This window comes from Streptomyces sp. NPDC001410 (assembly GCF_042895235.1).
In the GTDB taxonomy this organism is placed as follows: Bacteria; Actinomycetota; Actinomycetes; order Streptomycetales; family Streptomycetaceae; genus Streptomyces.
This window is the reverse complement of sequence record NZ_JBIAWE010000012.1, coordinates 15,039-31,933: the sequence shown is the minus strand read 5'-3', so window position 1 is coordinate 31,933 and position 16,895 is coordinate 15,039. Positions and strand designations below refer to the sequence as shown.

At 71.3% G+C, this 16,895-nt stretch carries 14 protein-coding genes, 2 tRNA genes and 1 riboswitch; of the genes, 9 read left to right on the top strand and 7 right to left on the bottom strand.

Annotation, left to right across the window (positions count from 1 at the left end; genetic code table 11):
- Positions 1–67: 67 nt before the first annotated feature.
- Together ACFY3C_RS25950 and ACFY3C_RS25945 are read left to right on the top strand one after the other, a co-directional pair.
- Positions 68–1,585, top strand: a complete 1,518-nt coding sequence (locus tag ACFY3C_RS25950) for an amino acid permease (RefSeq protein WP_390772434.1) — start codon at positions 68–70, stop codon at positions 1,583–1,585.
- Positions 1,586–1,673: 88 nt separating this feature from the next.
- Positions 1,674–1,746: transfer RNA gene (locus ACFY3C_RS25945), tRNA-Lys, on the top strand.
- Between the two features lie 135 nt (positions 1,747–1,881).
- On the opposite strand, the gene ACFY3C_RS25940 is transcribed toward ACFY3C_RS25945, so the two are convergent.
- Positions 1,882–2,172 carry a DUF6087 family protein gene (locus ACFY3C_RS25940; RefSeq protein ID WP_386580487.1) on the bottom strand — a complete coding sequence of 97 codons (291 nt, stop codon included), beginning with the start codon at positions 2,170–2,172 and terminating at the stop codon, positions 1,882–1,884.
- A 334-nt stretch (positions 2,173–2,506) separates the two neighbouring features.
- On the opposite strand from ACFY3C_RS25940, the gene ACFY3C_RS25935 reads away from it, so the two are divergent.
- Positions 2,507–3,778: a glycosyltransferase 87 family protein gene (locus tag ACFY3C_RS25935; protein WP_390772433.1), complete on the top strand. Its 1,272-nt coding sequence runs from the start codon at positions 2,507–2,509 to the stop codon at positions 3,776–3,778.
- Positions 3,779–4,034: 256 nt separating this feature from the next.
- Entirely contained in the window at positions 4,035–4,997 is a 963-nt protein-coding gene (locus tag ACFY3C_RS25930; RefSeq protein ID WP_390772432.1) for a DMT family transporter, read from the top strand.
- 53 nt (positions 4,998–5,050) lie between these two features.
- Here ACFY3C_RS25930 and ribA read toward each other — a convergent pair whose 3' ends face one another.
- Together ribA and ACFY3C_RS25920 are read right to left on the bottom strand one after the other, a co-directional pair.
- The gene (gene ribA / locus ACFY3C_RS25925; protein ID WP_386580493.1) at positions 5,051–5,686 is read right to left on the bottom strand and encodes a GTP cyclohydrolase II; all 636 of its coding nucleotides are present in this window, start codon (positions 5,684–5,686) and stop codon (positions 5,051–5,053) included.
- 111 nt (positions 5,687–5,797) lie between these two features.
- The gene (locus ACFY3C_RS25920; protein WP_390772431.1) at positions 5,798–6,313 is read right to left on the bottom strand and encodes a MarR family winged helix-turn-helix transcriptional regulator; all 516 of its coding nucleotides are present in this window, start codon (positions 6,311–6,313) and stop codon (positions 5,798–5,800) included.
- A 66-nt stretch (positions 6,314–6,379) separates the two neighbouring features.
- Here ACFY3C_RS25920 and ACFY3C_RS25915 point away from each other — a divergent pair, with 66 nt between their 5' ends.
- From ACFY3C_RS25915 to ACFY3C_RS25895, 5 genes are all read left to right on the top strand, one after another.
- Positions 6,380–7,513, top strand: coding sequence for a dihydrofolate reductase family protein (locus ACFY3C_RS25915; protein ID WP_390772430.1), 1,134 nt, complete (start codon positions 6,380–6,382; stop codon positions 7,511–7,513).
- Positions 7,514–7,578: 65 nt separating this feature from the next.
- Positions 7,579–7,652, top strand: a tRNA-Met gene (locus ACFY3C_RS25910).
- 200 nt (positions 7,653–7,852) lie between these two features.
- Positions 7,853–9,055, top strand: coding sequence for a PP2C family protein-serine/threonine phosphatase (locus ACFY3C_RS25905; RefSeq protein WP_390772429.1), 1,203 nt, complete (start codon positions 7,853–7,855; stop codon positions 9,053–9,055).
- A gap of 241 nt (positions 9,056–9,296) precedes the next feature.
- A riboswitch (cyclic di-AMP (ydaO/yuaA leader) is annotated at positions 9,297–9,456 on the top strand.
- A 7-nt stretch (positions 9,457–9,463) separates the two neighbouring features.
- A complete protein-coding gene (locus ACFY3C_RS25900; RefSeq protein ID WP_386580499.1) occupies positions 9,464–10,495 on the top strand; it encodes a M23 family metallopeptidase in 1,032 nt (343 codons plus the stop codon).
- Between the two features lie 73 nt (positions 10,496–10,568).
- Positions 10,569–11,513 (top strand): aldo/keto reductase, encoded by a 945-nt coding sequence (locus ACFY3C_RS25895; RefSeq protein WP_390772428.1) that lies wholly within the window; start codon positions 10,569–10,571, stop codon positions 11,511–11,513.
- A gap of 76 nt (positions 11,514–11,589) precedes the next feature.
- On the opposite strand, the gene ACFY3C_RS25890 is transcribed toward ACFY3C_RS25895, so the two are convergent.
- The 4 genes from ACFY3C_RS25890 to ACFY3C_RS25875 all read right to left on the bottom strand — a co-directional run bounded on the left by ACFY3C_RS25890 (position 11,590) and on the right by ACFY3C_RS25875 (position 16,618).
- Positions 11,590–12,891, bottom strand: a complete 1,302-nt coding sequence (locus ACFY3C_RS25890; protein WP_390772427.1) for a PrsW family intramembrane metalloprotease — start codon at positions 12,889–12,891, stop codon at positions 11,590–11,592.
- A 36-nt stretch (positions 12,892–12,927) separates the two neighbouring features.
- Complete coding sequence (gene trmB, locus ACFY3C_RS25885) at positions 12,928–13,779, bottom strand: tRNA (guanosine(46)-N7)-methyltransferase TrmB (protein ID WP_390772426.1); 852 nt, start codon at positions 13,777–13,779, stop codon at positions 12,928–12,930.
- Positions 13,780–13,909: 130 nt separating this feature from the next.
- On the bottom strand, positions 13,910–15,118 hold the full coding sequence (gene lhgO, locus ACFY3C_RS25880; protein WP_390772425.1) for an L-2-hydroxyglutarate oxidase: 1,209 nt from the start codon (positions 15,116–15,118) through the stop codon (positions 13,910–13,912).
- A 75-nt stretch (positions 15,119–15,193) separates the two neighbouring features.
- On the bottom strand, positions 15,194–16,618 hold the full coding sequence (locus tag ACFY3C_RS25875; RefSeq protein ID WP_386580505.1) for an MFS transporter: 1,425 nt from the start codon (positions 16,616–16,618) through the stop codon (positions 15,194–15,196).
- Positions 16,619–16,895: the final 277 nt, after the last annotated feature.

The window sequence follows — 16,895 nt, the reverse complement described above, 5'->3', positions numbered from 1 at the left end:
GGAATCCACGCTAGAGCTTGAACCTTGTGACGCATGTCACGCAGCCCGACAGGGAATCGCTGGGGACATGACAGATGACGCAAGAGCGAGCAGCGCAGCGGCCGGGCTGTCGGACGAGGAACGGCTGGCCCAGCTCGGTTACACCCAGGTCCTCGCCCGCCGCATGTCGGCGTTCTCGAACTACGCCGTGTCCTTCACGATCATCTCGGTCCTCTCCGGCTGCCTGACCCTCTACCTCTTCGGCATGGTCACCGGCGGCCCTGCCGTCATCACCTGGGGCTGGGTGGCGGTAGGCCTGATGACCCTGTTCGTGGGCCTCTCGATGGCCGAGATCTGCTCCGCCTACCCGACCTCGGCGGGCCTGTACTTCTGGGCCCACCGCCTCGCACCCCCGCGCTCGGCGGCGGCCTGGGCGTGGTTCACGGGCTGGTTCAACGTGCTGGGCCAGGTGGCGGTGACGGCGGGCATCGACTTCGGCGCGGCGTCCTTCCTCGGCGCCTACCTGAACCTCCAGTTCGACTTCAAGGTGACCCCCGGCCGCACGGTGCTCCTCTTCGCGGGCATCCTCCTCCTCCACGGCCTGCTGAACACCTTCGGCGTCCGCATCGTCGCGTTCCTGAACAGCGTGAGCGTGTGGTGGCACGTCCTGGGCGTCGCGGTGATCGCCCTCGCCCTCGCCCTCGTCCCCGACCACCACCAGTCGGCATCCTTCGTCTTCACGAAGTTCGTCAACGGGACGGGCTGGGGCAGCGGCCTCTACGTGGTCCTGCTGGGCCTCCTCATGGCCCAGTACACCTTCACGGGCTACGACGCCTCCGCCCACATGACGGAGGAGACCCACGACGCGTCCACGGCGGGCCCGAAGGGCATCGTCCGCTCGATCTGGACCTCCTGGATAGCCGGCTTCGTCCTCCTGCTCGGCTTCACCTTCGCCATCCAGTCCTACGACAAGGAGCTGGCGTCCCCGACCGGCGCACCCCCCGCCCAGATCCTCCTGGACGCCCTGGGCGCGACAACGGGCAAACTCCTGCTCCTGGTCGTGATCGGCGCCCAGCTCTTCTGCGGCATGGCCTCGGTCACCGCCAACAGCCGCATGATCTACGCCTTCTCGCGCGACGGCGCGCTGCCCTTCTCGCACATCTGGCACACGGTCAGCCCCCGCACCCGCACCCCCGTGGCCGCGGTCTGGCTGGCTGCCCTCGGCGCCCTGGCCCTCGGCCTTCCGTACCTCATCAACTCCACGGCCTACGCGGCGGTGACGTCGATCGCGGTGATCGGCCTGTACATCGCCTACGTCGTCCCGACCCTCCTCCGGGTCCGCAAGGGCGAAGCCTTCGAACGCGGCCCCTGGCACCTGGGCCGCTGGTCGGTCCCGATCGGCATCGTCTCCGTCGCCTGGGTCGCCGTGATCACGATCCTCTTCATGCTCCCGCAGGTCTCCCCGGTCACCTGGAAGACCTTCAACTACGCCCCGGTCGCCGTCCTGGTCGTCCTGGGCTTCGCCGCCACGTGGTGGCTGGCCTCGGCCCGCCACTGGTTCCTCGACCCGGCCCGCACCCGGTCCCCGGAACTGATCGAAAAGTGACGACTCCTCCTCCCGACGCGGCCGCGTCGCCGATACCCGATCGGAGACGCGGCCTCGTCCGGCTATGCTCGGACAGGCAACATCGCCTGGGCCCTTAGCTCAATTGGCAGAGCAGTGGACTTTTAATCCATTGGTTGTGGGTTCGAGTCCCACAGGGCCTACGGCTGCGGGGGAGGGTTGATCCCCTCTGACCTGCTGTGCAGCGCCCGGGTCGACTTCGGTCGGCTCGGGCGCTGCGTCGTTTCCGGGCCCGTGCGTGAGCGGGAGCGCTCGTGCCCTGTGGATGAGAGCCTCCTTCACCGGGGTTTGCGGTGCCTGCCGGTGCCGGAGCCGAGCGGCTTCGGCACCGGGCCTGCGGGCGGCGGCTCGCTGGCTTCCGGGTACAGGACGGCCTTGGCCTCGGCCAGGTTGGCGGCGAACCCGTACGGCTCCCACATGTGCCCGTTCCAGCGCTCGATGGCGCGTGGTGCCTCCGGGTTCAGGTGGGATGCCCTGGGGCCGTCGCCGGAGACGACGGGTACGGCGCGAAGTCGGCCGATCTTCGCGTCGCGGCGTTCCGCCCAGTCCCTCAGCGGCTCGTCGTCCATCCTGGCCTTCCTCGCGTCTGCGGTGGCTGTGTCAGGAGGGTAGCGGCCACTGCGCCGTTCGGATTCTCGAGCCGGACGACTGTCGGACGGAACCCGGGGGCGAGTTTCGCTCTCTTCCAGGCCGACCGCCTCGCCGCGTCGGAGGCCGCGGGTACCCATGAGGTGAAGATCGCGTACAGCCGCTGTTGATGACGTGACGTGTACATACCAACTTGCAAGGTTGCGCCGTGATCATCAACCCCCCTCCACTCGGCCTCGCCGGATCCGTCACGTGTCAACGGCGGCACCGCGCCGCCGACCCCGTCGTCCGCATCCGGCGAAAGGCCGGTGCCTGATGTCAACCGCCGTTGACGCACGGGAGTCGGGCACCGCCGCCACCGGCAGGTCGCCGCGTGCCGGGCGGCGGTGGGACTGGCCAGTGCTGGTGGTCTGCGCCGTGTCCGCACTCGTGGTGGGCCTGTCGTCGCCCGCCGACACCTCGCAGGAAGCATGGGGGCTGGCCGCCGCGCTGGGTTACGGCTGTGCCGCACTCGTCGCGGCGAGGTCGTCCGCGCCGTGGGCACCGGCGCCCGCCGTGGTCGCGGTCGTCGGTGCGGTCGTCGTGCCCCTGCTGTACCTGACGGTGATCAGCAAGGAGCAGATGGAGGTCGGCGTTGTGGAACGGGCGGCCGACCTGTTGTTCGCCTCCGGAAGCCCGTACCACCACACGCCGCACATGGTGCGGGACTTCAATCCCTACCTTCCCGGCATGGCGTGCTTCGGCATACCGCACATGCTGTTCGGCGACACCCCGTTCACCAGCGCCCGGCTGTGGTTCCTCGTCGGTTTCCTGGCGGCCGTAGCGGGCGCGATACGGGTGCTGGCAGGCGGCCGGGAGGCGGACGCCGGTCGGGTCGGAACCCCGCGCGGGGTCACCGCTAGGACGGGTGTGTTGTGGCTGATCGCATGTCCTGTCGTCGCGCTACCGCTCACCATCGGCGGCGTGGACCCGCCGGTCATCGGGTTGATGTGCCTGGCCCTGGCCTTCACGCAGCGGGGCGATGCCGGACGGGCCGGGCTGGCCCTGGGGGCGGCGGCCGCGCTGAAGTGGACCGCCTGGCCGGCCATACCGGTGCTCGTCGCCGTCCTGGCGGTGCGCGGCGGGCGGCGAGCCGCGCTCAAGTGCGCAGCGGGATCCGTGGGGATCGCCCTGATCACTGTCCTGCCCGTGGCCCTGGTGGACAGCGTTGCCTTCTACCGCAACGTCGTTCTCTACCCATTGGGTCTCGGCCCCACCGAATCGTCCGCGCAGAGCCCCTTGTTGGGGCATCTGATCGCTGTGCTGGTCCCGCACGGCGAGGCGGTCACGATGGCACTCATCGCACTGAGCGCCGGGGTTGTGGGCCTCTTGCTGCTGATCCGCCCGCCACGGAGCGCCGTGGCCGGTGCCGACCGACTGGCACTCGGTCTGACCCTGGCGATAGCGCTGTCCCCAGCGACCCGCATCGGCTACGCCATCTACCCGATCGTCCTGCTGACATGGCCCCGCTTCGCCGCCGCCCTGTCCACGGACGTGCCCGACAGGCAGCCTCACGGGGCGGACCAGGCGGCCGACCAGTGGGCCTGACGGGCCGCACCGGCACATCCGGCACATCCGGCACATCCGGCACATCCGGCACATCCGCCTCCCGCCGGTACCATCACGGGGTGAACACCTACTGGCACGTCGTTCTGCCGCCGCTCTGCGCCTGACCGGGCGCAGACACTGACGGTTTGATTCCCGGCCCCGGCCGACCCATAGGGCGGCGAGGGGGGCCTGTCGTTGTCGTGCGCCCGTTTCGGATCCAGTCCCAGACGACATTCGACGACGGAAGTTCACGACTGTGCCGAACCGCACCACCCCTCTGACTCCCGCGTGCCCGGCCGCCGCCGGCCCGCGTCCTTCTCGCGCGGGGCTTCTCGGTGGCTCCGCTCCCATCCTGACCTCGGCCGTGCTGTGGGGCACGACCGGGACCGCCAGTTCGCTGGCACCGGCCGGCGCGCCGGCGGCGGCCATCGGCTGCGCCGGGCTCGCCCTCGGCGGCATCCTGCTGTTCCTCACCTCGCGCGGCGCCCGCTCGCTGCCCGCCGCCTGCACGCGGGCCGAGCGGTGGCTGCTCGTCCTCGGCGCACCGGCGGTGGCCGGATATCCGGTCACCTTCTATCCGGCGGTGGCCCGGACCGGCGTGGCCGTGGCCACGGTGATCGCGCTGGGCAGCGCGCCGGTCTTCGCCGGGCTGCTGGCCTGGATCACCGGACAGGCCCGGCCGACCGCACGCTGGACCGGCGCCACCGTGGCCGCCGTGCTCGGCTGCACCCTCCTGGTGCTGGGGCCCGAGCTGACCGGCGGTGCCACGCCGATGGATCCGACCGGCGTCGTTCTCGCCGCGTGCGGCGGACTGTCGTACGCCGTCTACGCGTTGGTCGGCGGCAGGCTCATCGCCCGCGGGCACCCGTCCGGCGCGGTGATGGGTGTGCTGTTCGGCGCGGCCGGGCTGCTCGTCCTGCCGCTCGTCGTGTTCGTGGGCACGGGGTGGCTCGCCACCGCCCGGGGCGCGGCGGTCGCGGTGTACCTCGCCGTGTTCACCGTCTACCTGGCCTACCGGCTCTTCGGGCACGGCCTGCGCCGCACCCCGGCCTCGGTGGCCACCTCGCTGACCCTGGCCGAGCCCGCCGTGGCCGCGGTCCTGGGCGTCACCGTCCTCGGCGAACGCCTGCCGGCCGCGTCGTGGAGAGGGCTGGCCGTCCTGGGGTTGGGCCTGGTTCTGCTGGCCGGTCCCGTCGGCGCAGGTGGTCGGGGCCGGTAGTCACCGACACTCCTGGCCCCGCAGGTTCCGTACGCCCGCGGCCGGCTCGCGGTTCAGCCCGCGCTCAGCTCCGTCAGCTCCCCCAGCGGCAGCGTGTGCTGGGTCTGCAGGACCTTCGCGCGCAGGTAACGGACGTTGTGGGCCGTGGTGAAGACTCCGGTCGGCACCCGGTCCCGTACGACGACACCGAGCGAGCGCAACTGTTCCGCCTTGTCGGGGTTGTTGGACAGGAGGTCCAGCTCCCCGATGCCGAGGGCGCGCAGCATCTGCGCGGCGGCCGTGTAGTCGCGGGCGTCCTCCGGGAGGCCGAGCGCGGCGTTCGCCTCGTAGGTGTCGAGGCCCTGGTCCTGGAGGGCGTAGGCGTCGAGCTTGTTGTAGAGGCCGATGCCGCGTCCCTCCTGGCGGAGGTAGAGCAGGACGCCCCCGCGCTCGGCGATCCGCTCGACCGCCTCGCGCAGCTGCGGACCGCAGTCGCAGCGGGCCGAGCCGAAGACGTCCCCGGTCAGGCACTCGGAGTGCAGCCGGACCAGCGGGACGGGGCCGGGGTCGCCGAGGACGACGGCCACGTGCTCCTGGCCGTCGGTCAGTCCGTGGAAGGTGACGAGTTCGGCGTCGACGCGGTAGCCGTCGTGGAAGTGCAGCGGTACCCGGACGCGGGCGCGCTGCGTGGCGGCGGGGGTGTCGGGCATGCGGGTCCCTCCGGGGCGAGGCTGTTGCTTCAGTTTTGAAGCAGTGGTTCGAAGGGACCCTAGCCTATGTTTCAAACTTAAAGCAATTGTTTTCCGGGTGACGGGTGTGACTCAGGAGCCGGAACAGGACGACCGGCGCCGCCAGGGGACGTCGTCCGCCCCGGCCTGGGCCTCGTCGCCCTGCAGCCCGCGCGCGACACCCGTGAAGATCTCCTCCATCTGCCTCACCTGCTCCGGCGTGAGCCGGTCGAACAGGGTGGCGCGCACGGTCTCGACGTGCCCGGGTGCCGTACGCTCCAGGACGGCCATCCCCTCGTCGGTCAGCACCGCGATACTGCTCCGCTTGTCCCAGCGGCAGTCCTCGCGCCGCACCAGCCCGTCCCGCTCCAGCCTGGTCACCGCGTAGGTCAGCCGACTGCGGGTGATCTTCAGGCTCTCCGCGAGGTCCGTCATGCGCAGCCGCCGGTCGGGCGCCTCGGAGAGGTTGGCCAGGACGGAGTAGAACAGGTGTGGCATGCCGGCGTCCTGCTGGAGGTTCCGGTCGATCGCGTCGTCCAGGAGCCGGGCGGCGGCGAGGTACGCGCGCCAGGCGCGTTGCTCCTCCGGAGTGAGCCAGCGGGTCGTCATACCGTCAGTGTAAGTTTGTTTCAAACTTGAACCAAGATCAGCCTTCCGCAGGGGGAGACCGCGCCGATGCCGTACCCGTACGTCCTGCTGTCCGCCGCCGTCTCCCTCGACGGCTACCTGGACGACACCGGACCCGACCGGCTCCTGCTCTCCAGCCCGGCCGACTTCGACCGGGTCGACGAGGTACGGGCCTCGGTCGACGCCATCCTGATCGGCGCCGGCACCATCCGCGCCGACAACCCGCGCCTGCTGGTGAACTCACCCGAGCGAAGGGCGGCCCGCACCGCCGCCGGCCGGCCCGCATACCCGCTGAAGGTCACCGTCACCGCCGCCGGCGACCTCGACCCGGCCGCCAACTTCTGGCACACCGGCGGCGAGAAGCTCGTGTACACGACGGACAAGGGTGCCGAGCGGGCCGCCCGCGCCCTCGGCCGGACCGCCGACGTGGTCTCCCTCGGCCCCGACCTCGACTGGCGCGCCCTGCTGGAGCACCTGCACGACGTGCGCGGGGTGCGCCGCCTGATGGTCGAGGGCGGCGGAACCGTCCACACCCAGCTCCTCCAGCAGGGCCTCGCCGACGAACTCCAGCTGGTCCTCGCCCCGCTGTTCGTCGGCGACCCGGCGGCTCCGCGCCTGTTCGGCCCGGGGGCGTACCAGGGCGGCCGGCTCCGCCTCACCGAGACCCGCCGGATCGAGGACGTCGTCCTCATGCACTACGAGCCCACCGCACCCGGCACCGGCCCGGAACCCGTCGCCGCCGACCGCCACTGGCTGCGCACCGCCTGCGAACTCGCCGCCCTGTGCCCGCCCTCGCAGACCGCCTTCAGTGTCGGCGCCGTGGTGGTCGCGGCCGACGGCACCGAGCTGGCCCGCGGTCACTCGCGCGAGGGCGGCGACCCCGTGGTGCACGCGGAGGAGGCGGCCCTCGCGAAGATCGACCCCGCCGACCCGCGGCTGCCCGGCGCCACCGTCTACAGCAGCCTGGAACCCTGCACCCGCCGCGCCTCCCGCCCCGCTCCCTGCGCCGAGCTGATCCTGCGGGCGGACGTACGGCGGGTGGTCACGGCCTGGCGGGAGCCGGACACCTTCGTGACGGCGGCGGACGGAACCGGGATGCTGCAGAGCGCGGGCGTGGCGGCCGTGGTGCTGCCGGAGTGCGAGGCCCTGGCGAAGGAGCCGAACGCCCACCTGCTGCTCTGAGCGACACCTCACGGATACCTGTGTGCATCGTGTCCCGCGGATGACGTATGCTTGAGACACAACGACGCGGGGTGGAGCAGCTCGGTAGCTCGCTGGGCTCATAACCCAGAGGTCGCAGGTTCAAATCCTGTCCCCGCTACTGAAGACTCAGGGCCGGAATCCAGCAATGGATTCCGGCCCTGAGTGTTTCCCGGCTCCTGCGGCAGAACGCCGAGGCATCCTTCAGCAGAACACCGAGTGGCATACGTCACAGTCGGTCATCCGCTCGGCCCACAGCGGTCGCCCGTCCTCCCCGCTCCCGCCACGCTGGACGCAGGTCAAGGACACAGGAGAAGAGCAGTGCGACCTGGTGAGCTGGAGGAGAGCCCGTACGCCAGGGCCGGCGGCCGACTCCCGCGCGACCCCGCCCCGAACCCCGGCCTCGGCGCGGACCGCGCGCCCCTGCCATCGGACAGACGCCGCGGCCGCCGCCCCACCCCGCGCACCCTGGCCCGCGCCCTGCCCGCCCTCCTGGTCGCCGCCGGGATCGGGTACGACCTGCTCACGCCGCGCGCCTTCACCGCCGTGCCCTTCTTCACGGCCGCCCCGCTGATCGCCGCGCCCCTGTCCTCGCTGCGCACCACGCTCCTCACCGGCCTCGCCGCCCTGGTCGCCACCGTCGTCGTCACCACCCGGACCGGTCCCGCCACGGACGTGCACACGATCACCGAGGTCGTCACCGTGGCCACGGTCGCCGTGCTGGCCGCCGCCATCAACCGCGTCCTGCGCCTCGGCGACCAGCGGCTCGCCTCCGCCCGGGAGATCGCCGAGGCCGCCCAGCGGGCCGTCCTGCCCGAACCGGACGACCGCATCGCCGGCTTCGACATCGCGGCCCGGTACGAGGCGGCGCAGGAGGACGCCTTCATCGGCGGCGACCTGTACGCGGTGCAGAACAGCCCGCACGGCGTACGGCTGGTCGTCGGGGACGTACGCGGCAAGGGCATGGGCGCGGTCGCCGCCGTCGCCGTGGTCATCGGGGCGTTCCGGGAGGCCGCCGAGCAGGAGACCACGCTGGAGGCGGTGGCCGCGCGGCTGGAGCGGGCGCTGGCCCGCGAGGGCACCCGGCGGGACGGGACCGACGCCTTCGAGGGCTTCACCACCGCCGTCCTCGCCGAACTCCCGCACGGCGGCAGCGGCGACGGTGTGGTCCGGATCGTCAACCGCGGCCACCCGCCACCGCTGCTCCTGCACGACGACGGCACCCTGCGCACCCTGGCCGCGCACGAACCCGCGCTGCCGCTCGGCATGGCCGACCTCGGCCGGTGGCCCGACCGCGCGACCGAGTCCGGCTTCCCGAGCGGCGCCACCCTGCTGCTCTACACCGACGGCCTGTCCGAGGCCCGCGACGCCCACGGCCGCTTCTACGACCCCCTGCGCCGGCTCGCCGGACGCCGCTTCCCCGACCCCCGCGCGCTGCTCGGCCGCCTCGCCGCGGAGGTGCGCCGGCACTCCGGAGGCGGGATGACGGACGACATGGCGCTGCTGGCCGTACGGCGGCCCTGACGCCCCGCCAGTGTCACCCAAGGTGATCGGACGGAAGCCCTCCGCATAACATCTGAGACACCATCAAAATTGCCGAGACTCCTGAATGCTGGTCAACTCGCCCGTTTTCCACCGGTCCTGACGCCTACGTCCGCCCCGAAAAACGTTAATGATCAAGCAGAACGGCTTGGAATCTGACGTCCGGGTCTATTAACGTTCGATAACGCAGCGCGGTCGTCCCAGCCGTCACAAGAGGCGGCTCCGTGCGCACGCGCCGAATCCCGCAAGGGAACCGGGGAACCACCACCTTGGGGTGAATCACGCGGATGCCGCCGTGGAAGCACGGCAGGTATACGCGCGTAGGAGACCTTCCTGCTCCGAACCCGTCAGCTAACCCGGTAGGCGAAGGAAGGAAAGGAGTGCGCCTTCGTGGCGTCCAACCGGCCTGCTCCAGAAGCCCCGTTCATGCCGAGCGAGACCGAGACCTTCGGTTACTTCGGCGCTCAGCACACCGACGAGGGCCCCTGGGAGGAGTGGAACCCCACCGAGGAGTCCATCCGGCCGGTACGCGGTCGGCACCGCGTGGGCAAGCAGCGCGGCGGCGGACTCGCCCGCAGCTCCACGGTCCTCGGCGTCGGTGTCATCGCCGCCGTCGGCGCGGGCGGCATGGCCAGCGCCCACACCGGCAAGCCGCCGGTCTCCATCTCCATGCCGGACCTGGACTCCGTCAGCTCCCTGTTCGACGACGGCTCCTCCTCCGACGCGCCCAAGGCCACCACGGCCTCGCTGACCAACGTCGGCACGACCGACGCCGAAAGCGACCAGAGCGACGCGGGCGAGGCCCTGCGCAACCGGATCATGGCCCAGGCCGAGCAGCAGCAGAGCAAGGCCGACAGCAAGGCCACCGCGATAGCGGCGGCCACCGCCGAGAAGCAGGCCGCCGACGCGGCCGCCAAGGCGCAGAAGGAAGCCGCAGCCAAGGCCGCCGAGGCCAAGAAGGCGGCGGAGGCCGCGGCCGAGAAGAAGGCCGAGGAAGAGCGCCTGGCCGCGCTGGCCAAGCAGTACAAGCTGCCGGTCGTCTCGTACACGATCACCGGCACCTTCGGCCAGCCGGGATCGATGTGGTCCTCCGGCTACCACACCGGCCTCGACTTCGCCGCCCCCACGGGCACGCTCATCAAGGCGATCCACAGCGGCACCATCACCGAGGCGGGCTGGGCCGGTGCCTACGGCTACCGCACGGTCCTCACCCTGGACGACGGCACCGAGCTGTGGTTCTGCCACCAGTCCTCGATCAGCGTCTCCGTCGGCCAGAAGGTCAGCACCGGCGACGTCATCGGCCGCGTCGGCGCCACCGGCAACGTCACCGGCCCGCACCTCCACCTGGAGGTCCACCCGGGCGGCCAGGCCACCGGCATCGACCCGATGGCATGGCTGCGCGACAAGGGCCTCGCCCCCTGACACGTCCTTCTCTTGCGGGAACTCGGCACCGGCGGCGGAATGCGATCATCCACCGCCGGTGTTGTCGTAGAGCATGACTTCCCTGCGCACACTCGGCTCCTCCGACCTCCAGGTCTTCCCGCTCGCCCTCGGCGGCAACGTCTTCGGCTGGACCGCCGACGAGGAGACCTCCTTCGCCGTCCTCGACGCCTACACGGCCGCCGGCGGCAACTTCGTCGACACCGCCGACTCCTACTCGGCGTGGATCGAGGGCCACAAGGGCGGGGAGTCCGAGACGATCATCGGCAGGTGGGTCAGGGCCCGCGGCAACCGCTCCGACGTCGTCATCGCCACCAAGGTCAGCCAGCACCCCGAGTACCAGGGCCTGACCGCGGCCAACATCAAGGCGGCCGCCGACGCCTCCCTGCGCCGCCTGGACACCGACTACATCGACCTCTACTACACGCACTTCGACAAGCCCGAAGTCCCGGTCGAGGAGATCATCGGCGCGCTCGACGAGCTGGTGAAGGCGGGCAAGGTCCGGCACATCGCCGCCTCGAACATCTCGGCGGAGCGCCTCCAGGCCTCCCTGGACTTCTCCGACCGCGAGGGCCTGGCCCGGTACGTCGCCCTCCAGCCCCACTACAACCTGGTCTCCCGCGACACCTACGAGGGCCCGTTGCAGGACCTCGCCGCCCGTGAGGGCCTCGCGGCGGTCCCGTACTTCGCCCTTGCCTCCGGTTTCCTCACCGGGAAGTACCGGCCCGGTACGACGGTCGAGAGCGCCCGCGCCGGTTCGGCCGCGAGGCACCTGGAGTCCGAGCGCGGCCAGAAGGTCCTCGCGGCCCTGGACGAGATCGCCGGCGCCCACGAGGCCCCCGTCGCCACGGTCGCCCTCGCCTGGCTGGCCGCCCAGCCGACGGTGACGGCCCCGATCGCGTCGGCGCGGACGGTGGAGCAGTTGCCGGCGCTGCTGGGGGTGGGGGAGCTGCGGCTCACGGACGGGGAAGTGAAGCAGCTGACGGAAGCATCCGCCTGACCCTTATCTCCGCCGCAACGGTGCTCAGCCACGACGGCGCATTCCGGTGGTGCCGAACTCTCCGCAACCGATACGGCTAAGACCGGTACGGGTTGTAGGCGGGGTAGGGTGCCGCCGGACAGCCGTACCAGTAAGGCACCGGCGCTCCGTACAACGGCCGAGCCGGAGCAGCCACGCTCGCCGCATACTCCAGCGCAGGCCGAGCGCAGCGCCTGCGCTGCCACAGCTCGGCGAGCAACTCCTGCTCCCGTACGACGAAGTCGGCCCCGGCCCGCCCCCGCCGCCCCCGGTGCCGCAGGAACGCCAGCGAGGTGGCGTACGCCTCGTACTGCGCGACGGCCCGAGCCGCGGGCCGTCCCCCGAAGTGCCGCCGGGCGTGGTTCCGGGCCATCCGCCGCGCCCGCATCGACCCGAGCACGAACGGCTCGGATGACCCCAGCCACCCGGCGTACACATACGCCGGCAGCTCCTCCCGCACGGTCCGCAGCTCCCGCTGCCGCGTCCAGATCGCGAGCCACGTCAGCAGTCCGAAGGCGGGGACCATGAAGGCGCCGTAGACGGCGAAGAACCCGAACTCGCCGAAGGCCGAGGAGCCGTTCCAGAAGGCGTGCATGCTCATCGCGAGCAGCAGCCCGCCGAGCGGAACCAGGACGCGCCGGGCGTGCTGCCGTTCCGCGGAGAGCGCGGCGATGCCGAAGCCGATGCCGGTGAGCACGGTGAACAGGGGATGCGCGAACGGGGACATCACGATGCGCACGAAGAAGGTGGCGGCGGTGACGGAGGCGATGCCGCGGTCACCGGTGAGCTGGTCGGTCCCGAAGGCCGTGCCCAGGTAGAGGATGTTCTCGGTGAACGCGAACCCGGTTGCGGTGACCCCGGCTATCACGACACCGTCGACGATCCCGGTGAAGTCGCGTCTGCGGAAGAGGAAGACCAACAGCACGGACGCGGCCTTGGCGGACTCCTCCACTATGGGTGCGATCACGGTCGCGCCGAGCGTGTTGGCGCCGGCGGGGTCGGCGGTGGAGGTGGCGATCCACTTCGTGGCGAAACTGTTGGCGACGATGGCGATCAGCGCCGCCGCGCAGGCGCCCCAGGCGAACGCGAAGACCAGATTCCGCCAGGGGCCCGGTTCGACCCGGTCCAGCCACCGGAAGGCGGCTATGAGCCAGGGCACGGGCAGGACGGCGAGCCCCAGCCCGACCAGGAAGCCCTCCGTGCCGGTCTGCCGGCGCACCAGCGCGAGGATGACCAGACCGGACAGCGCCAGCAGCGTGATCAGCGCTCCGTAGCGCGCCCACCGGCGCTGCCACCAGTGCGGATGCGCTCCGCTTCCGGTGCCGGGGGAGTAGGTCGGGTACGGAGGACTGATGGCCACGGCATCGACCCTAACGATGACAGGACGAAGGGGCTGCTACTGCTGCTGATGCGGTACGCGACGAAACAGCAGATCGTTCACCACATGTCCCTTGTCCAGTCCCTGTCCCTCGAAACGGGTCAGCGGCCGGAACTCGGGACGTGGCGAGAAACCGCCGTCGGCCTGGGTGTTCTCGAAGTCCGGATGCGCGGCGAGCACCTCGAGCATCTGCTCTGCGTACGGCTCCCAGTCCGTCGCGCAGTGCACGATCGCCCCGGGCTTCAGCCGGGTCGCGGCCAGCGTCAGGAACTCGGGCTGGATCAGCCGCCGCTTGTGGTGCCGCTTCTTGGGCCAGGGGTCCGGGAAGTACACGCGCAGCCCGTCGAGCGCGTCGGGCCGGAGCATCTCCCGGAGCAGGATGATCGCGTCCCCGTTCCCGACCCGGACGTTGGACAGCCCGTTCTGGTCGGCGAGGTTGAGCAGGTTTCCCTGGCCCGGCGTGTGCACGTCCACGGCGAGGATGTTCGTGTCCGGGTCCCCGGCGGCCATCTGTGCGGTGGCCTCGCCCATCCCGAACCCGATCTCCAGTACGACGGGCTTGTCGTTCCCGAACAGCTCGCCGAGATCGATCACGTGCTGCCCGTCGATGTCCAGCCCCCACTTGGGCCAGAGCCGCTGCAGCGCGTCCGCCTGCCCGGCCGTCACCCGGCTCCGGCGCGGCTGGAAACTCCGGATCCGCCGCTCGAAGTGCGACCCGGCGGGATCAGCCTTGGGCCCGTCCGGAAACCGCGGCTCCCCCTTGGCCCGACTCTGCCGAACGGACACACCGGGAACATGCGAGGACACCGGCTCGGCAGCATCGGCAGCAGCGGACCGGGGGGCTTCGGGGGCGTTGAGGGAGTCAGACACAGTGCCTCGATTTTACGGCGCCACTGAAGCCCACTGAGCCGAGCCGGGCCGGGACGGCGCCTTCTCGACCCACCGAGACGGGTGGGTGGGCAAAAAAGGGGGTCCAGGGGGCAGAGCCCCTGGGACGGCACTACAGCGAGCCGAGCATGTCCAGCGCCCGACGCCCGACTTCCCGGCCGATCGGCAGGGAAGCAGTAGCCGCAGGAGACGGCGCGTTGAGCACGTGCACAGCCCGAGCCCCCTCCCGGATCAGGAAGTCGTCCACCAGCGTCCCGTCCCGCAGCACCGCCTGCGCCCGCACCCCGGCAGGGGCCCGCACCAGATCCCCCTCCTCCGCCGCGGGCAACAACCTCCGCACCGCCTGCAGAAACGCCCTCTTGGACACCGACCGCCGCAGCTCTCCCGCCCCGTACCGCCAGTGCCGCCGAGCGATCACCCAGGACCCCGGCCACGCCACCGTCCCGGCCAGCTCGCGGGGCCGTACGACCCCCCACCCGTACCCCTCCCGGGCCAGCGCCGGCACCGCGTTGGGCCCGATGTGCACACCCCCGTCGATCCCGCGGGTCAGATGCACGCCGAGGAACGGGAACGCCGGATCCGGCACCGGATACACCAGCCCCCGCACCAGCTCGGGCCGCGCCAGCTCGTAGTACTCCCCCCGGAACGGCACGATCCGCACCTCGGGCTCGTCCCCGGTGAGCCGTGCCACCTCGTCGCAGTACAGCCCGGCGCAGTTCACCAGCACCCGCCCGCGCACGACGTCCCCGCCCGCGGTGAGCACGGCCACACCCCGCTCCGGCCGCCGGTCCACCCGGACGACCTGGGCCCCGTACCGGATCTCCGCCCCCGAGGCCCGCGCCAGCTGCCGGGCGACGCCCACGAAGTCGCACACCCCGGTCGTGCCGACGTGGATGGCGGCGAGTCCCCGGACCTCCGGCTCGTACTCGGCGATCTGTGCGGCGCCCAGCTCCCGCACCGGGATCCCGTTCTCCCGCCCGCGCTGGACGAGCGCGTGCAGCCGCGGCAGCTCCTCCCGCTCGGTGGCGACGATCAGCTTGCCGGTGACGGCGTGCGCGATGCCGTACTCGGCGCAGAACTTGACCATCTCGGCCGCGCCCCGCACCGCGTACCGCGCCTTGAGCGAGCCCGGCCGGTAGTAGATCCCGCTGTGGATGACCCCGCTGTTGCGCCCCGTCTGGTGCCGGGCCGGGCCCGGCTCCTTCTCCAGCACGGTCACCCGTGTCCCCGGCGCGGACCGCGTGATCGCATACGCCGTGGACAGCCCGACGATCCCACCTCCGACCACGAGCACATCACAGTCGTACGCCCCGACCCGCACCGTGCACCACCTCCCACCTCGATAGTGCACTGCGCCACTGACAGCGCCTTCAAACGCCGGAGGGGTGTCGCGCGGCTACGCCGGAGCCATCAGCAACGGCCTGGCCCGCTCCCGCAGCTCCACCACCCTCGGCTCGTCCCCGTACGGCTCCAGCCGGTGCAGAAGATCCTTCACGTACTCGGTGGTCCGAGCGGAAGAGATCCGCCCGGCCACCTCCACGGCCCGCACCCCCTGCTCGCACGCGGCATCCAGATTCCCCGACTCCAGCTCGGCGACGGCGGAGACGACGAGCCGCAGTCCGTGCGACCGCACGAACTCCTCCGTCGGCTTGGACAACGCCTGCTCGGTGAACCTCCGCACCTGCCGAGGTGCCTTCAGATCCCGGTAGCACTCCGCAGCATCAGCGGCAAAACGGTCGTATCCATAGAAACCAAGCCAAGAAGGATCGCTGTCACCCTCCCGTGACCGCTCGAGCCACCCCTCGGCGGCCTTCAGCGCAGCGCCGGCGGCCTGCGCATCCCCTGCGCGTGCGTGTGCCCGCGCCTCCACCAGCCGGTAGAAACTCATCGTGCGCGCGGTCGCCAGCCCCCGGTTGCGCTCCAGGGCGGCCTGCGCCAGATCGACGCCCTCGTCGCCGAAGCCCCGGTACGTCGCCTGCAGCGACATGGAGGCCAGCACATAGCCCCCGAGCGGGACGTCGGCGGCCGCGCGCGCGAGCCGCAGCGCCTGGATGTAGTACCGCTGCGCCGCCTCCTGCTGACCGGTGTCGAAGGCCATCCAGCCCGCGAGCCGGGTGAGTTCGGCGGTGGCCCCGAACAGGGCGCGGCCGACCTCGTCGGAGTACGAGCCGAGCAGCAGCGGCGCCGCCTCCACCCTTAAGCACTCCGGCACCATCGACGAACGCCAGTCGCCGCCTCCGTACTTGGAGTCCCAGCGCCTGGCGTCCTCCGCGGCCTCCCGCAGCTTCTGCACATCGCTGTGGCCGACTTTGATCGGTGCACCGGATTCCTCGGCAGAGTTCGCCTCCCGCGCGACCGAGCTGTCGGCGGGGGTTATCAGCCATCGCGAGGCAGGCGTTGCGTATGCGCTCACTGCGAACGACCCGGCGAGCGACTGCCAGATGCCCCCGGAGCCGGCCCGGCGCCCGGCGAGGTCGAGCCGGTACAGCTCAGTGGCCGACTTCACCGCCTGTCCCACGTCTCTGGGGAAGGCGAGACCCACTTCGGGTGCGGGGTCCGCGTCCGCCAGGCCTATCTCGTGGAGCGGCACCGGGCGGCCGAGCTTCTGGCCGATGGCGGCCGCGATGAGGTGCGGCGCCGCTCCCTGCGGCACCATCCCCTTCGACACCCAGCGCGCCACCGAGGTCTTGTCGTAGCGAAGCGTCAACCCGCGTTGAGCGCCAAGATCGTTGACGCGTCGCGCGAGTCCTGCATTGCTGATTCCCGCGAGGGCGAGAACGGCGCCGAGTTTTTCGTTCGGCCCGCGTTGCTCCCTGGACATGAGCCACCCCTCGACGCAGACGGCTGCCGCACTGGCATAACCGTGCGGCATTCGTAAACCCAGCGTAGTTCGCCGCATCCCAAGCGTTAAGGGGCATTGTTCCGGTTGGCGGGATTGTGGTCCGTACGCGAGTGCGGCCCTGTACGCACCGTGCACACGCTGTCGCGGCGTGCCCCCGCCCGTGTGGCCGTGCGCCCGTCCGTGCGCTCTTCTCCGGCCATCGGGGGAGCGGTTCCATGGCTGTTGCGTGGGTCGGCCCGCTGTACTGGATCCAGTG

What these genes read in the sequence shown, in the direction of transcription:
- ACFY3C_RS25950 (WP_390772434.1), top strand. Translation starts at nt 68, where the DNA reads ATGACAGATGACGCAAGAGCGAGCAGCGCAGCGGCCGGGCTGTCGGAC.
- ACFY3C_RS25940 (WP_386580487.1), bottom strand. Translation starts at nt 2,172, where the DNA reads ATGGACGACGAGCCGCTGAGGGACTGGGCGGAACGCCGCGACGCGAAG.
- ACFY3C_RS25935 (WP_390772433.1), top strand. Translation starts at nt 2,507, where the DNA reads ATGTCAACCGCCGTTGACGCACGGGAGTCGGGCACCGCCGCCACCGGC.
- ribA (WP_386580493.1), bottom strand. Translation starts at nt 5,686, where the DNA reads ATGCCCGACACCCCCGCCGCCACGCAGCGCGCCCGCGTCCGGGTACCG.
- ACFY3C_RS25920 (WP_390772431.1), bottom strand. Translation starts at nt 6,313, where the DNA reads ATGACGACCCGCTGGCTCACTCCGGAGGAGCAACGCGCCTGGCGCGCG.
- ACFY3C_RS25915 (WP_390772430.1), top strand. Translation starts at nt 6,380, where the DNA reads ATGCCGTACCCGTACGTCCTGCTGTCCGCCGCCGTCTCCCTCGACGGC.
- ACFY3C_RS25895 (WP_390772428.1), top strand. Translation starts at nt 10,569, where the DNA reads ATGACTTCCCTGCGCACACTCGGCTCCTCCGACCTCCAGGTCTTCCCG.
- ACFY3C_RS25875 (WP_386580505.1), bottom strand. Translation starts at nt 16,618, where the DNA reads ATGTCCAGGGAGCAACGCGGGCCGAACGAAAAACTCGGCGCCGTTCTC.